Genomic DNA, 15,076 nt, shown 5'->3' with positions numbered 1-15,076 from the left:
GGGCGGCGGGCGGCGGGCGTGGGAAGATCGGGGCGTGTCGGTCGCTCTCGAAGACATCCGGGCCGCGCGCGAGATGCTGCGCGCCGTCGCCGTCCCCACCCCGCTGATCCATTCCCGGGCGCTGTCCGAGGCGATCGGCGGGCCGGTCTACCTCAAATGCGAGAACCTGCAGCGCACCGGCTCGTTCAAGATCCGCGGCGCGTACGTGCGGATCGCCCGGCTGAGCGAGGCCGAGCGGGCCGGCGGGGTGGTCGCGGCGAGCGCCGGCAACCACGCGCAGGGCGTCGCGCTCGCCGCGTCGATGCTGGGCTGCAAGGCGACGGTGTTCATGCCCGCGGGGGCGCCGCTGCCGAAGGTCGCCGCGACCCGCGCGTACGGCGCCGAGGTGCGCTTCCCCGGCCCGACGGTGGACGAGTGCCTGGTCGCGGCGGAGGAGCACGCCGCCGAGACGGGCGCGGTGTTCATCCACCCGTTCGACCATCCCGACGTCGTCGCCGGGCAGGGCACCATCGGGCTGGAGATCCTGGAGCAGCTCCCGGACGTCGCGACCGTCGTCGGCGCGGTCGGCGGCGGCGGCCTGATGTCCGGCGTGGCGAGCGCGCTGCGGGCGGCGCGGAAGGCCGAGGGCGGCCCCCAGGTGAAGGTCGTCGGGGCGCAGGCCAAGCGGGCCGCCGCGTTCCCGGCGTCGCTGGCGGCCGGGCGGCCGACGACCGTGACGGTCCAGCCGACGATGGCCGACGGCATCTCGGTGGGCCGGCCGGGCGACCTCACCTACGACCTCGTCGCCGAGCTGGTGGACGCCGTCGTCACCGTCACCGAGGAGTCGCTGTCGCAGGCGCTGCTGTTCTGCCTGGAACGGGCCAAGCAGGTGGTGGAGCCCGCCGGCGCGGCGGGCGTCGCGGCACTGATGGAGCACTCCTACGCGTTCCGGACGCCGGTGGTGGCGCTGCTGTCGGGCGGCAACATCGACCCGCTGCTGCTGTCGAAGGTGCTGCGGCACGGCCTGGCGGACGCGGGCCGCTACCTGGTGGTGCGGTGCCGGCTGAAGGACCGGCCGGGCGCGCTCGTGACGCTGCTCAGCGAGCTCGCCGAGCTCGGCGTCAACGTGCTGGACGTCATGCACGAGCGGGTCCTCGCGCGCCTGCACGTCGGCGAGGTCGAGGTGCTCATGCACCTGGAGACCCAGGGCACCGGCCACAGCGAGGACGCCATCGCCCGCCTGCGCGCCGAGGGCTACGACATCACCGTCTCGTGAACCGCCCCGGCCCCCGCCCTCGGACGGGGCGGGGGCCGGGGCCGGACGGGCTCAGACGGCGGGCTTGCCCGGCGAGTACAACCACTGCTTCGCCCACACCGACAGGTCCTTGTGCGAGATCCGCTGCGCGTAGCGGACGAAGTCGGCGGTGGAGGCGTTGCCGTACCGGTAGGCGGCCGGCCAGCCCTTCAGCAGCGCGAAGAACGCCTTGTCGCCGATCTTGCCGCGCAGCACGTGGATGGCCATCGCGGCGCGGTCGTAGACCAGCTCGTCGAAGATGTGGTCACGGCCGGGGTCGGACACCACGCCCTGCCAGACGTCGGCGTCGGCCGGCTGGTCGTAGGTGGCGTCGAAGCTCTTCTGCACGGGCGTGCCGGAGAACTTCTCGGCGTACAGCCACTCGGAGTAGGTGGCGAAGCCCTCGTTCAGCCAGATGTCGGCCCAGCGCTTCGGGGTGACCGCGTCGCCGAACCACTGGTGGCCGAGCTCGTGGGCGAGCAGCCCGCCGGACGGGGCGGTCCCCGGGCGGCGCGACAGGTCGTAGACGGGGCGGCCCTGGGTCTCCAGCGCGTACCCGACGCCGGCCTTGACGACGAGGCCGCCGGTCGAGGAGAACGGGTAGCGGCCGTAGAGCGAGGACTCCCAGTCGGTGACGGCGGCGGTCTGGTCGTGGAAGGTCTTGGCCGTGGCGGCGCTGATGGAGAGCGCCCGGTCGGTGGCGGTGATGTTGGGGACGCCGCCGGGCGTCCGGCCCTTCACCACGTCGTACTTCCCGATGGCGATCATCGTGAGCTCGCTGGCCATGGGCTGCCGCGCGACCCAGCGCGTGGTGGTCAGCCCGCCGCGCGTGCGGGTGCCGGCCGGGTCGCCGCCGGCGAGGGCGGTGAGGCCCTGCGGCACGGTCAGCGTGAAGGTGTAGGTGGCCTTGTCGACGGGGGTGTCGTTGACGGGGTAGACGGTCGCGGCGCCGATCGGCTGGTTCAGCATGACGCCGCCGTCGGGCGTGGCGATCCAGCCGGACAGGCCGAGCGCCGGGTCGTCGATCTTCTGCGGGACGCCGGCGTAGGCGACCTTCACCGTGAAGCGGGCGCCCTTGCGCAGGCCCTTCGGCGGCGTGATGACGAGCTCCTGGGCGCCGGTGCGGGCGTAGGCGGCGCGGCGGCCGTCCACGGTCAGCGCGGAGATCTTCAGCGGGCCGAGGAAGTCCAGGTCGAACCGGGACAGGTTCTGGGTGGCCCGCGCGGTGATCTCGGTGACGGCGGCGATGCCCTTGGACGCCGCGTCGTACTTCAGCGCGACGTCGTAGTGGGCGACGTCGTAGCCGCCGTTGCCCATGTCGGGGAAGTAGGGGTCGCCGGCGCCCGGGGCGCCGGGGGTGTACCGGGCGGCGGCGCCCGCCGGCGCCGCGCCCGCGGGCGCCGCCGTCACCACCAGGGCGGCCGCGGCGCCGAGGGCCGCGGCGGCGAGGGTACGGGGGGGTTCCGCTCATGAGCATCAATCCTTGCAGGAACGTCGCTGGGACGTTCCCAGGCTTCCCAGCGGCCCCCCACGGTTCAAGCGCGTTTCGGTATCGAATCGGCCAGGACGTCCCGTCCGGCCCTACCGGCCCTGGTCGCCTGGGGCGGGGAGGGGCGGCTTGGCGGGCCGCTGGAGCCAGTCGTCGAACAGGCCGCCGAGGCGCCGGCCGGAGACCTGCTCGGCGTAGGCGACGAACCCGGCGGTCGTCGCGACGCCGTGCCGGTGCCGCCTGGCCCAGCCCCGCAGGGTCGCGAAGAAGGACGGGTCGCCGACCCGCGTCCGCAGGGCCTGCAACGCCATGGCGCCGCGCTGGTAGACGGCGAACTCGTCGAACAGGTGGTCGCGGCCGGGCGCGGCGGGCCGGATCCGCCAGCGGGGGTCGTCGGCGGGCCGGGCGTAGGTCTCGGCGAAGCGGGCGGCGGCGGACGGGCCGCCGTGCCGCTCGGTCCACAGCCACTCGGCGTAGGTGGCGAAGCCCTCGTTCAGCCAGATGTCGGCCCAGCGGCGGATGCCGACCGAGTTCCCGAACCACTGGTGGGCCAGCTCGTGCACGATCAGGAGGGTGTCGGCTCCGCCGGGGTAGGCGGGCCGGTTCTGGGTCTCCAGCGCGTAGCCGACCTTCTCGTCGTCCACGACGCCGCCGGTCGAGTCGAAGGGGTAGGGGCCGAACAGGCCCGCCTCCCAGTCGGTGACCTCGCCGGTGGTGCGCTGCAGGCCGGCGAGGTCACCGGACGCCTTCGGGTCCTGCGCGGAGATCGACCGGACGCCGCCGGGGGTGCGGCCGTCCAGCACGTCGAAGCGGCCGATCGCCAGGAGCGCGAGGTAGCCGGCCATGGGGCGCGCCGACGCCCACCGGAACGTCGAGGTCGCGCCGCGCCGGGACGTCCCGGCGGGCTCGCCGTTCGCGATGACGGTGAGGCCCTCGGGGACGGTGACGGTGTAGGCGAAGGTGGCCTTGTCGGAGGGGTGGTCGTTCAGCGGGAACCAGGTGGTGGAGCCCTGCGGCTGGGACAGGGCGGCGGCGCCGTCGCCGGTGGGCAGCCAGCCGGTGCTGCCGAGGTTCGGGTCCTGGAGGCGCTTGGGGGAGCCGCTGTAGGCGACCGCGACGGTGAACGTCCCGCCCTTGCGCAGCCCGGTCCGCGGCGTGATGACGAGTTCCTGGCCGTCGCGCCGGAAGGCGGCGGGCGCGCCGTTCACCTTCACCGACGCGACGGTGTTGCCGACGAGGTCCAGGTCGAAGCGGGACAGGTCGGCGGTGGCGGTCGCCGTCATCGTCGAGGTGGCGCGGATGTGCTGCCCGCGCGGCGTGTAGGCCAGCTCGATGTCGTAGTGCCGGGCGTCGTAGCCGCCGTTGCCGGCCCTGGGGAAGTAGGGGTCGCCGATGCCGGCCGCGCCGGGCGCGAAGCCGCCGCCCGCCGGCCGGGCGGCGGCGTGGGCGGCGGCGGGCACGAGGAGCGGGCCGAGCAGGAGGGCCGCGGCGGCGCGGCGGGCCCGGGGGGCGGTCACCACTTGCGGGGCTTCCCGCTCTGGTACAGCCACACCTGGAACAGCCGGTCGAGCTTCTTGCCGGAGACCTTCTCGGCGAGCGCGGCGAACTCGGGCGTCGTCGCGCTGCCGCCGGCCCGGGTGGCGGCCCACCGCTTGAGGATCGTGAAGAACGCCTTGTCGCCGACCCGCTGCCGGAGCGCCTGGAGCGCCATCGCGCCGCGGATGTAGACCGAGAAGCCGAACAGGGACGAGCGGCCGGGGCGGCCCGGCGGCGGGCTGAAGATCGGCGAGTCGGCGGGCTGCCGGTAGTACCGGTCGTAGATCCCCTTGGCGGTGTCGGCGTGGCCGCGCTCCTGCCACAGCCACTCGGCGTAGGTGGCGAAGCCCTCGTTCAGCCAGATGTCCTGCCAGCGGGAGAGGCTGACCGAGTCGCCGAACCACTGGTGGGCCAGCTCGTGGACGACGAACTCCTCGTCGGGGGCGAACCCGGCGTAGACGGGCCGCTCCTGCGACTCCAGCGCGTAGTCCAGGCGCGGGTCGTCGACGATGCCGCCGGACGTGGCGAACGGGTACCGCCCGAAGACCTTCTGCTCCCATTTCAGCGCCGCGACGGTGGTGCTCTGGAGCCGCTTGGCGTCCGCGGCGTACTTGGGATCGACGGCGGTGATCACGGGGATCTTCCCGGCCCTGCCGGTGCGCACCTGGAACTTCCCGATCGCGACCATGGCGAGGTAGCTCGCCATCGGCGACGTCTCCCGCCAGTGGTAGGTGGTGGCGCCGCCCTTGCGGACGCTGCCGGCGGGCTTGCCGTTGGCGAGCGCGCGCAGCCCGTTCGGGACCTTCACGTGGAAGGCGTAGGTGGCCTTGTCGCGGGGGTGGTCGTTGACGGGCAGCCAGGTGGGCGCGCCGTCGGGCTCGGCCACGACGATCGCGCCGTCCTTGGTCGGCACCCAGCCGTAGGTGCCGAGCGATCCGGCGCGGACCGGGCCGGGACGCCCCGCGTACTGGACGACGGCGGTGAAGGCGCGGCCGGCGCGGAGCGGCGCGGCGGGGGTGAGGGTGAGCTCCTGGCCCTTGCGGCTCCGCGCGGCGGGCCGCCCGCCGACCAGCGTCTTCACGATCTTCGGGCCGCGGAAGTCCAGGTTGAACGCCGACAGGTCCTCGGTGGCCTTGGCCGTGATGGTGACGGTCGCGGCGACGCCGCGCGATCCGGCGTCGTAGGTGAGGGCGACGTCGTAGTGGGAGACGTCGTAGCCGCCGTTGCCGGCGTCCTTGAAGTAGGCGTCGCCGAGACCGGCGGCGCCGGGCCCGCCGATCTTCTCGCGGGCCGGTCCGGCGGCCTTCGGGCCGGCCGGGGCGGGCACGAGCGCGGCGGCCGGCGGCGCGGGCGGGACGATGCGCGGGCGCGGCAGGGACGGGCCCTCGCAGTCGTCCAGCGCGGTGCTCGCGCCGGGCGGCGTGACGGGCTCCGCCGGGGCGGGCGGGGGCGAGGCGGGGGGCAGGGCGCCCTCGGGCGGCGGGACGGCCCGCCGCCGGTGGGCGGGGCCGCCCGCGGGCGGGGCGACGGGGGCGCAGGAGGCGGCGATCTCGGCGTCGGGGGCGGCGGCGCGCGCCTTCCCGGCGGGGGCGGGGGCGGCGCGCCGTCCCGGGGGAGCGGCCGCGGCGGCGCCGCCCGCCGCCACCACCAGGGCCGCGGCGGTCGCGGCGGCGGTCACTCGTCCCTGGGCACGTCCTGAAGAGCCGTTCACCCTGCCACCCTGCTGGGGACGGCCGCCGGGCGCGGGGAGGCCGGGACGACCTTTCCCGACCCCTTGCCGGTCGTTCACCGCCGCTGTGCTGAACGCTGCGCTGCAGCGCGGGCCCGGCCGGGAGTCAGCGGGAGGGGCGGCCCTTGTCATAGAGCCAGGACTTGAAGAAGGCGTCCAGCTTCTGCCCCGACACCCGGTTCGCCGTCGCGATGAACTGCGGCGTGGTGCCGGTGGACAGGCGGTGCTCCTTGGTCCAGGTCCGCAGGATCTCGTAGAAGGTCTGCTCGCCGACCTTCTGGCGGAGCGCGACCAGCGTCATGCCGCCCCGGTCGTACACCGAGCGGCCGAACATCTGCCGCCGGCCCGGGTTGCCCGGCGGGACGTCCCACAGCTCACTGTTGCCGGCGTCGCGGTAGCGCTGGTCGAACTGCTGCTGGACGGTCGAGCCGCCGTTCCGCTCGCCCCACAGCCACTCGGCGTAGGTGGCGAAGCCCTCGTTCAGCCAGATGTCCTGCCAGCGGGAGAGGCTGACCGAGTCGCCGAACCACTGGTGGGCCAGCTCGTGCGCGACGATCGTGTCGTCCAGCCCGAACGACCCGTACACCGGGCGGGTCTGGGTCTCCAGCGCGAACCCGACGTCGGCGTCGTCGATGATGCCGCCGGTCGAGCCGAACGGGAACGGCCCGAACAGCTTGGTCCACTCGTCGGTGACGCGGGCGTTCAGGGCGTGGAAGCGGTCGACGGGCGAGGTGGACAGCGTCGGGTCCACCGCCGTGATGATCTTGACGCCGCCGGGGGTGGTGCCGGTCCGCACGTCGAACCGGCCGACGTCCACCGTCGCCAGGTAGGTCGCCATCGGCTGCCGGACGTGCCACACCGACGTCGTCTCGGCGCGGTGCGCGGCGGGCACCACGGCCGGGCCGCCGCCGCCCGCGGTGATCCCGGGGCCGGGGGCGCCGGTGGCGGGCGGCGCGGTCGAGGGGGCGCCGCTCGCCGGCGGCGTCTCCGGCTCGCCGTTCGCCAGCACCGTCAGCCCGGCCGGCGCGGTGATCTCGAAGTCGAAGGTGGCCTTGTCGCTCGGGTGGTCGTTGCCGGGGAACCAGGTGTGCGCGCCGCTCGGCTGGCAGGCGACGAAGACGCCGTCGCGGGTGCGGATCCAGCCGTACCGGCCGAGGATCGGGTCGTTGATCGCCTGCGGGGTGCCCGAGTAGCGGACCGCCGTGGTGAACGCGGCGCCCCGCGCGACCGGCGCGGCGGGCGCCACCACGAGCTCGCTGCCGTCGCGCTGGAACCGGGCGGCCGCGCCGTTCACCTTGACCTCGGCGACGTCCAGGCCGGTCAGGTCGAGGTCGAAGCGGGTCAGCCGGGACGTCGCCTTCGCGGTGATCGTCGCGGTGCCGTCCAGCTCCCTGGCGCCGCCCGGCGTGATCGCCAGCTTGAGCCGGTAGTTCTGCACGTCGTAGCCGCCGTTGCCGTCGCCCGGCACGTACGGGTCGCCGATCGAGGACGCGCTGCCGGTCGCGGGCATCGGCGCGTCGGTGGCGACCGGGCCGTCGTCGCGCGTCCCGTGGCCGACGGTCACCTGGCAGCCCGCGAGCAGCAGGCCGGCGGCGAGCGCCGCCGCGCCGCGGAGGACAGGGCTTCGGGGCTTGCCGGCGGTATGCACACGCCCAGCCTGCCCGCTGGACGACAGGCTGGGCAACCTGGGGCTAACCCCGCAAGGCGGTCACCTGCCCGCGTAGGGGTTGGGGGCGCCGGCCGGGGCGGCCACCACGAGCGTCTTCGCGACCTTGTCGTGCAGCGCCTGGCGGCGGGGGTCCCACAGGATCCAGGCGATGTCCAGCAGCCCGCCGACACCGCAGGTGAAGAGGCTGATCAGGTAGTTGAAGCCGGACCGCCAGGCCGCCTGCCCGAACGACACCGCGCCGCCGTCGTCCTCGCGCACCACCCGGATGGACAGCGCCATCTTGCCGAGCGTCTGCCCGAACCGGGCGTGCATGATCACGTAGTAGAAGAACTGGGCGACCACGACGAGCAGCTGCACGCCGGCGCCCCCCGCGTGGAAGTGGAGGCTCGCCTGCCCGTTCACCGTCCGGGCCTCGATGAACTGCGGGAACGGCAGCATCACCAGGTTGCCGACGATGCCGATGAGGAGCGAGTCGAGCACGGCGGCGCCGAGCCGCCGCCAGCGTCCGGCCAGCCCGGCGGCCGGGTCGGCGTGCCCGGGCGGGCCGTAGCCGTAGGCCGGGTCGTAGGGGCCGGGGGCGCCGGGGGCGTCGCCGTAGGACCCCTGGTAGGGGCCCGGCCGCTCGTGCTGCGGCTGCTCGGGATCGTACGGAGGCTGCGTCATCCCGACAGGGTGGACGCTCGCGGGCGGCCGGCGCGGCGGCGCGCCCGCCCGGCCGCGAATATTTACCTTTCGGTTATATCCGGTTCGGATGATCTGTCAGGCCGGGATCCGTCAGGTGAGGATCAGCCCGGTGCCGGTGTCGTAGTGGAGGTTGCCGGTGGCCGCGAGGACGAGCCCGATGATCATGAAGACGATGCCGAGGTAGCCGAGGATCAGCCCGGCGATCGCCATCGGCCGCCCGCGGCTGCTGCCCGCCCGCTTCATCCGGTTCAGCGACAGGTGGCCGAGGACGACCGCGACGATCGAGCCGATGCCGCAGCACAGGCCGATGATGCCCGCGACGAGGCTGCCGATGGCCAGGCCGTTCGCCCCGTTGTCGCCCTGCGGCGCGCCGTACCCGGCGTTCCCGTAGGGGGACGCCGCCCCGTACGGCTGCTGCTGCCCGTAGGGCTCCTGCTGGCCGTAGGGCTGCTGGCCGTACGGCTGTTGCCCATAGGGCTGCTGGCCATAGGGCTGTTGCCCGTACGGCTGCTGCCCGTACGGCTGCTGCCCGTACGGCTGCTGCTGGCCGTAGGGCTGCTGCTCCCCGTACGGCTGGGACGGCGGGGAGCCGTACGGGGACTGCGGACGGCCCTCCTCCCCGGCCGCCGAGGACGACGTCGGCGCCTCCCAGCCGGAGGAGGGGTCCTGCGGGTCGCCCGGCTCGCGCTGCGACCGGTCGTCGGGATCGTGCGGCGGTTGCGTCATGATCGAGAGGATCGGCCGCACGGTACCCGTCGAAACGTCCCCGCCCCGCAGGTTGACCAGGTGTTTCCGGTCGGCGGACTCAGAGGTTGCCGCGCGCGTCCTGCTCCCGCTCGATCGCCTCGAACAGCGCCTTGAAGTTGCCCTTGCCGAAGCCGAGCGAGCCGTGCCGCTCGATCAGCTCGAAGAACACCGTCGGGCGGTCCTGCACGTTCTTGGTGAAGATCTGCAGCAGGTAGCCGTCCTCGTCCCGGTCCACCAGGATGTGCCGCTTCTGCAGCTCCTCGATCGGCGCCCGGACCTCGCCGATGCGGGCGCGCAGCTCGGGGTCCTCGTAGTAGGAGTCCGGGGTGGCCAGGAACTCGACGCCGGCGGCCCTCATCAGGTCGACGGAGGCGAGGATGTCGTTGGTGGCCAGGGCGATGTGCTGGACGCCGGGGCCGCCGTAGAACTCCAGGTACTCGTCGATCTGCGACCGCTTCTTGCCCTCGGCGGGCTCGTTCAGCGGGAACTTGACCTTGCGGGAGCCGTCCGCGACGACCTTGGACATCAGCGCCGAGTACTCGGTGGCGATGTCGTCGCCGATGAACTCGGCCATGTCGGTGAAGCCCATGACGCGGTGATAGAAGTCCACCCACTCGTCCATGCGCTCGACGTTGCCGACGCAGTGGTCGACCGCCTGGAAGTAGCGCTTCGCCGCCGGCAGCGCCACGATCGGGTCGGCGGCGACGAAGCCCGGCAGGTAGGGGCCGGAGTAGTTGGAGCGGTCGACCAGGGTGTGCCGGGTCTCGCCGTAGGTGGCGATGGCGGCGAGCACGACCTTGCCGTGCTCGTCCTCCTCGGCGTGCGGCTCCTCCAGGCCCGTCGCGCCCTTGGCGAGCGCGTGCCGGTAGGCGGCCTCGACGTCGGGGACCTCGATGGCGAGGTCCACCACGCCGTCGCCGTGCGCGGCGACGTGCCGCCCGATGTCGGTGCCCGCCCGCACCGGCCCGCGGAACACGAACCGGGCGCTGCCGGACTCCAGGACGTGCACGGCCTCGTCCGGGCTGCCGTTCTCGGGGCCGCGGTAGGCCACCCGGCGCATCCCGAACGCGGTCGAGTAGTAGTGCGCTGCCTGCTTGGCGTTGCCGACGGCGAAGACGACGGCGTCCATGCCCTTGACCGGGAACTCATCCATGCCCCCATGACGACATCTCCCCGCAAGGTGCGCAAGAGTGACGTGAAAAGGTGGACAATGTGTACAGCGGTACCCCGGCGCGGCCGGGCGATCTGTACATGATGACCATGGGGGAGGGCCCGTGCCGATCGACGCGCTGGACGGCCGGCTGCTGGAGCTGTTCGCCGCCGAGCCGCGGATCGGCGTCCTGGAGGCGTCGCGGCGGCTCGGCGTCGCGCGCGGCACGGTGCAGGCCCGGCTCGACCGGCTGGCCCGGCAGGGGGTGATCCGCGGCTTCGGCCCGGAGATCGACCCGGCGGCGCTCGGCTACGCGGTGACCGCCTTCGTCACGCTCCAGCTGCGGCAGGCGGGCGGCCACGACCCGGTGGCGGCGCGGCTCGCCGCGGTGCCCGAGGTGATCGAGGCGCACACCATCACCGGCGGCGGCGACATGCTGTGCCGGGTGGTGGCCCGCAGCAACACCGACCTGCAGCGCGTCATCGACATGATCGTGGCGACCGGGGGCGTGGAGCGCGCCTCGACGGTGATCTCCCTGGCCAACCAGATCCCGCCCCGCACCCTCCCGCTCGTCAGGGCTGCGGCCGCCCATCCCGCGTCGTGAAGTGGTCCTGACTTCGCGCGGACGCCCCGGCCCCGCACGCGAGTGCGCCACCCGACCGGCGGGGGCGACGCCGGAGGCGAGCCCCCGCCGGTCAGATCGCGAAGCGATGTCGCACTCGCCCCAGGCGCGGTCGAGTGCGAGCCGCCAGGCGAGCGCTCGGGCCGGGGCTGCGATTCAGCGCGCCGTCAGCCGCCGGCGTAGGGGGTGGCGTCGAGGATCTCGACGCTCATGCTGCGGCCGTTCGGCAGGGAGTAGGTGGCCTTCTCGCCGACCTTCTTGCCGTTGATCGCGGCGCCGAGGGGGGACTTCGGCGAGTAGACGTCTATGGGGGCGCCGCTCTCCTCGCGGGAGGCCAGCAGGAAGGTGACCTCCTCGTCGTCGCCCTCGAAGGCGACGGTGACGGTCATGCCCGGCCCGACCACGCCCTCGGTGCGCGGCGCCTCGCCGACGCGCGCGTTCTCCAGGATGCCCTGGAGCTGCAGGATGCGGCCCTCGATCTTGCCCTGCTCCTCCTTGGCCGCGTGGTAGCCGCCGTTCTCGCGGAGGTCACCCTCCTCGCGGGCGGCCTCGATCTTGTCGGCGATCTCGCGGCGGCCCCGGCCCGACAGGTAATCCAGCTCGTTCTTGAGCCGGTCGTACGCCTCCTGGGTGAGCCAGGTGACGTTGTCAGCGCGGGTCTCGGTCACGGGTACTCCTCATCCACATGTTGCGATCATCGTCCGGCCCGGGCGGACCGGACTACACATCGACATGAAGTGCGGCCGGGTGAAACCTCTAGCCTATCCGGTGTGTGCGGGTAAAGGTTCCCTGAACGGGGGCGCCGCAACCGGCAAAGGCGTTCCCGGCTTCCACCTGCCGTTCCGGCGGCGCCGGGGGGCCGCCGTCACGCTTTGCGGCAGTCCTTCACCTGGGCTCCGGTGGCCTTGCGGGTGGTGGTGAGCGCGTCCATCCGGTTGTAGGTCTCCACGCCGGCGGGGGCGACGACCTCGCGCTGCCCGACGGTGGCGAACCCGGTGTCGTACGCCTGGAGGGTGCAGCGCACGGTGTCGCCCTTCGGCTTGGAGATCATGTAGCTGACCTCGACGCGCTGGTCGCTCCGCACGTTCCAGGTGTAGGTCTGCGAGGATATGCCCGGCGTCTGCCCCACGTGGGAGTAGATCACCGCCCAGCCGCCGGCGAACAGCAGGGCCAGCGTGCCGCACACGATCCAGCCGGCGAGCCCGAGGCCCCGGCGCTCGTGCGGGTCGTGCCCGCCGGCCTTGTCGATCTGCGGGGCGCTGGTGGCCATGGCGGGGAATCTCCATGCGGGTGGCGGGCGTTGTCAGGAACAATTCTCTTCCGTGCCGTCCCGTGCTCTGCACCAGGGTGCCCCCGAGGCGGCGCGATCGCCCGCTGAACGAGGGAGAAGCCCCAGTGTCGGAGTCCGTGGAGGAGTCCCTGGAGAGCGCCGCGGAGAACCGCGGCCCGGCCCGGTCCGGGGCCGGCTCCGGGTCGGGGCTGCGGCTGATGGCCGTGCACGCCCATCCCGACGACGAGTCGAGCAAGGGCGCCGCCACGATGGCGCGCTACGTCGCCGACGGCGTCGAGGTGATGGTGGTCACCTGCACGGGCGGCGAGCGCGGCAGCATCCTCAACCCGGCGATGGAGCGGCCGGAGATCGAGGCGAACATCGGCCGGGTCCGCAACGAGGAGATGGCGCGGGCCCGCGAGATCCTCGGCGTCGAGCAGCGCTGGCTCGGGTTCGTCGACTCCGGCTTCCCCGAGGGCGACCCGCTGCCGCCGCTGCCCGAGGGCTGCTTCGCGCTGGAGCCGCTGGACGCCGCGTCCGAGCCGCTGGTGCGCATCGTCCGCGAGTTCCGCCCGCACGTGATCCTCACCTACGACGAGCGGGGCGGCTACCCGCACCCCGACCACGTCAAGTGCCACGAGGTGTCGGTGGAGGCGTTCGAGGCGGCCGGCGACCCCGAGCGGTACCCGGGGACCGGCGACCCGTGGCAGCCGCTGAAGCTCTACTACCACATGACCTTCACCAAGGAGCGGACGCTGACGCTGCACCGGGCCATGCTCGACGCGGGCCTGGAGTCCCCCTACGAGGACTGGATCAAGCGGCTGGAGGACGCCCCGCCGCAGTGGGAGGTCACCACCCGCGTCCCGTGCGGCGACTTCTTCGAGACGCGCGACCGCGCGCTGCTCGCCCACGCCACCCAGATCGACCCGAACGGCTTCTGGTTCGCGGTCCCGCTGGACGTCCAGCGGGAGGCATGGCCGACCGAGGACTACCATCTGGCCAGGTCCCTCGTCGACACCGAACTGCCGGAGGACGACCTGTTCGCCGGCGTTCGGGAGAAGGTGTCTCTCTGATGCTCGCCATCCTCGCGGACAACAACCTGCCGCTGAACAACGACACGGTCTCCCCGGGCTTCCTCGGCTTCGGGGTGTTCCTCGCGCTGGCGTTCGCCACGTACCTGCTGATCCGCTCGATGAACAAGCAGATCAAGCGGATCCAGGCGCCGAGCGAGGCGCAGCTCAAGCAGGAGGAGTGGGAGCGGGCCGAGGCGGTCCGCGCGGACGCCGCCGCCCGGGGCGAGGCTCCGCCGGACGCCGGCTGACGCGCCGTCCCGCCGTCCGGGCGCCCCGCGCGGGGCGCCCGGCGCGCCGTCACGCCTTGCGGTGGTCCCAGCTGGCGATCCGGTCGGGCTCCATGACGACGAGGACGCGCTTGGACATGGCCTGGCGGATGCCGTCGGCGAGCGCCGGGTCGATGGGCTCGCCGACCTCGGGGACGGGCAGCCCGGCCATCCGCGACCCGACCACCGAGCCGATCTTCATCAGCTCCTCGATGTCCTCGACGACGCGGCCCTTGCCGTGCAGGGCGACGCCGCGCAGCTCGCCGTACTCGACGCCGTCCTCGACCAGGCACGTCATGGCGGGGTCGCGGCGCAGGTTGAGGACCTTCTGCGAGGTCCGGTAGGTGGTGAAGGCGATCTTCCCGTCGAGCAGCGCGTAGAACATGGTGACCAGGTGCGGGCCGCCGTCCTTGCCGACGGTGGCGACCTGGACCTTGAAGCTGGAGGCGAGGAAGTCCGCGACCTCCTCCGGACTCATCCTGATCTTGTCGCGCTTGCCGCCGGCCATGGGGGGCTCCCTTCGTCGGGTGGTGCCCGCCCACCATAAACAATCGCTTACTAGGTCGCCGCACCCGGCACCATGGACTCCATGTCGGTACGCGAACTGCTGGTCCTCGGCTCGGCCAGCGCCGTCCCCACCAGGCACCGCAACCACAACGGCTACCTGCTGCGCTGGGACGGCCACGGCCTGCTGTTCGACCCCGGCGAGGGGACGCAGCGCCAGCTCACCTTCGGCGGCGCCTCGGCGAGCGAGCTGACGTGGATCTGCGTCACCCACTTCCACGGCGACCACTGCCTGGGCGTGCCCGGCATCGTCCAGCGGATCGCGCGCGACGGCGTCCGGCACCGCGTGGACGCCGCCTTCCCGGCGTCCGGGGCGCGGTTCTGGGAGCGGCTGCGCCACGCCAGCGCCTTCCAGGACACGACCGTGATCCGCGAGCAGCCGGTGAGCGGCGACGCCTTCGCGCTCGACACGGGAGGCGCGCCGTTCGCCCTCACCGCGCGGCGCCTGTCGCACCCCGTGGAGTCCTACGGCTACCGGATCGCCGAGCCCGACGGCGTCACGATGCTGCCCGCCGAGCTCGCCGCGCGCGGCGTCCAAGGCCCGCTCGTGTCGGCCCTGCGGCGCGACGGCCGCGTCACCGCCCCCGGCGGGGGCACCGTCACCCTCGCCGAGTGCAGCGTCCCGCGCCCCGGCCAGAAGGTCGCGTTCGTCATGGACACCCGGCTCTGCGAGGGCGTCGAGGCGCTCGCGGACGGCGCCGACATGCTGGTCATCGAGTCGACGTTCCTGGACGCCGACGCGGGCCTCGCCGCCGAGCACGGCCACCTGACGGCGGGCCAGGCCGGGAAGGTCGCGGCGGGGGCGGGCGTGCGGCGCCTCGTCCTCACGCACTTCTCCGAGCGCTACCGGACCGAGGACGAGCCGCTGTTCGTCGAGCAGGCGGCGGCCGCCTACGGGGGCGAGATCGTCCTCGTGCACGACCTCGATCGCGTGCCGGTGCCGAAACGTCAGCGCCCCTGATCGCAAGCGTTCGGCGACTATCGGCATCTCTGCCGGTACCTCC

General features: G+C 73.5%; 15 protein-coding genes. 5 read left to right on the top strand and 10 right to left on the bottom strand.

The genetic code is table 11. From position 1 onward, the window contains the following. Positions 1-34: 34 nt before the first annotated feature. Positions 35-1,255, top strand: coding sequence for a threonine ammonia-lyase (ilvA, locus tag K1Y72_RS04135; RefSeq protein WP_308286887.1), 1,221 nt, complete (start codon positions 35-37; stop codon positions 1,253-1,255). A 51-nt stretch (positions 1,256-1,306) separates the two neighbouring features. Here ilvA and K1Y72_RS04130 read toward each other — a convergent pair whose 3' ends face one another. From K1Y72_RS04130 to hppD, 7 genes are all read right to left on the bottom strand, one after another. Next, on the bottom strand, positions 1,307-2,683 hold the full coding sequence (locus tag K1Y72_RS04130) for a M1 family metallopeptidase (RefSeq protein WP_308286886.1): 1,377 nt from the start codon (positions 2,681-2,683) through the stop codon (positions 1,307-1,309). A 171-nt stretch (positions 2,684-2,854) separates the two neighbouring features. Continuing rightward, positions 2,855-4,279, bottom strand: coding sequence for a M1 family metallopeptidase (locus K1Y72_RS04125; RefSeq protein WP_308286885.1), 1,425 nt, complete (start codon positions 4,277-4,279; stop codon positions 2,855-2,857). Then, positions 4,276-5,976, bottom strand: a complete 1,701-nt coding sequence (locus K1Y72_RS04120; RefSeq protein ID WP_308286884.1) for a M1 family metallopeptidase — start codon at positions 5,974-5,976, stop codon at positions 4,276-4,278. The genes K1Y72_RS04125 and K1Y72_RS04120 overlap by 4 nt, the downstream gene beginning before the upstream one ends. Before the next feature lie 157 nt (positions 5,977-6,133). After that, positions 6,134-7,675: a M1 family metallopeptidase gene (locus K1Y72_RS04115; RefSeq protein WP_308286883.1), complete on the bottom strand. Its 1,542-nt coding sequence runs from the start codon at positions 7,673-7,675 to the stop codon at positions 6,134-6,136. Between the two features lie 60 nt (positions 7,676-7,735). Then, on the bottom strand, positions 7,736-8,359 hold the full coding sequence (locus K1Y72_RS04110; protein WP_220163340.1) for an RDD family protein: 624 nt from the start codon (positions 8,357-8,359) through the stop codon (positions 7,736-7,738). Positions 8,360-8,470: 111 nt separating this feature from the next. Continuing rightward, positions 8,471-9,106: a DUF4190 domain-containing protein gene (locus K1Y72_RS04105; protein WP_220163338.1), complete on the bottom strand. Its 636-nt coding sequence runs from the start codon at positions 9,104-9,106 to the stop codon at positions 8,471-8,473. 79 nt (positions 9,107-9,185) lie between these two features. Next, complete coding sequence (gene hppD / locus K1Y72_RS04100) at positions 9,186-10,280, bottom strand: 4-hydroxyphenylpyruvate dioxygenase (RefSeq protein ID WP_220163336.1); 1,095 nt, start codon at positions 10,278-10,280, stop codon at positions 9,186-9,188. A gap of 121 nt (positions 10,281-10,401) precedes the next feature. On the opposite strand from hppD, the gene K1Y72_RS04095 reads away from it, so the two are divergent. After that, on the top strand, positions 10,402-10,881 hold the full coding sequence (locus tag K1Y72_RS04095; RefSeq protein ID WP_220163334.1) for an Lrp/AsnC family transcriptional regulator: 480 nt from the start codon (positions 10,402-10,404) through the stop codon (positions 10,879-10,881). A gap of 185 nt (positions 10,882-11,066) precedes the next feature. Here K1Y72_RS04095 and greA read toward each other — a convergent pair whose 3' ends face one another. After that, positions 11,067-11,567, bottom strand: coding sequence for a transcription elongation factor GreA (gene greA / locus K1Y72_RS04090; protein WP_220163332.1), 501 nt, complete (start codon positions 11,565-11,567; stop codon positions 11,067-11,069). Between the two features lie 197 nt (positions 11,568-11,764). Next, positions 11,765-12,169 carry a DUF4307 domain-containing protein gene (locus K1Y72_RS04085; protein ID WP_220163330.1) on the bottom strand — a complete coding sequence of 135 codons (405 nt, stop codon included), beginning with the start codon at positions 12,167-12,169 and terminating at the stop codon, positions 11,765-11,767. Between the two features lie 218 nt (positions 12,170-12,387). On the opposite strand from K1Y72_RS04085, the gene mca reads away from it, so the two are divergent. Continuing rightward, positions 12,388-13,242 (top strand): mycothiol conjugate amidase Mca, encoded by an 855-nt coding sequence (mca, locus tag K1Y72_RS04080; RefSeq protein WP_220163634.1) that lies wholly within the window; start codon positions 12,388-12,390, stop codon positions 13,240-13,242. Beyond that, positions 13,242-13,490 carry a hypothetical protein gene (locus K1Y72_RS04075; RefSeq protein WP_220163328.1) on the top strand — a complete coding sequence of 83 codons (249 nt, stop codon included), beginning with the start codon at positions 13,242-13,244 and terminating at the stop codon, positions 13,488-13,490. The genes mca and K1Y72_RS04075 overlap by 1 nt, the downstream gene beginning before the upstream one ends. 49 nt (positions 13,491-13,539) lie before the next feature. Here the strand turns inward: K1Y72_RS04075 and K1Y72_RS04070 are convergent, their stop codons facing one another. Then, entirely contained in the window at positions 13,540-14,016 is a 477-nt protein-coding gene (locus tag K1Y72_RS04070) for a pyridoxamine 5'-phosphate oxidase family protein (RefSeq protein WP_220163326.1), read from the bottom strand. Between the two features lie 81 nt (positions 14,017-14,097). Between K1Y72_RS04070 and K1Y72_RS04065 the strand changes: the two genes are divergently transcribed. Further along, positions 14,098-15,033, top strand: coding sequence for a ribonuclease Z (locus K1Y72_RS04065; protein ID WP_220163325.1), 936 nt, complete (start codon positions 14,098-14,100; stop codon positions 15,031-15,033). Positions 15,034-15,076: the final 43 nt, after the last annotated feature.

It is taken from the genome of Actinomadura parmotrematis, assembly GCF_019458805.1.
GTDB lineage: Bacteria > Actinomycetota > Actinomycetes > Streptosporangiales > Streptosporangiaceae > Spirillospora > Spirillospora parmotrematis.
The sequence above is the reverse complement of the archived record's forward strand: the minus strand, read 5'-3'. Positions and strand labels throughout refer to the sequence as shown.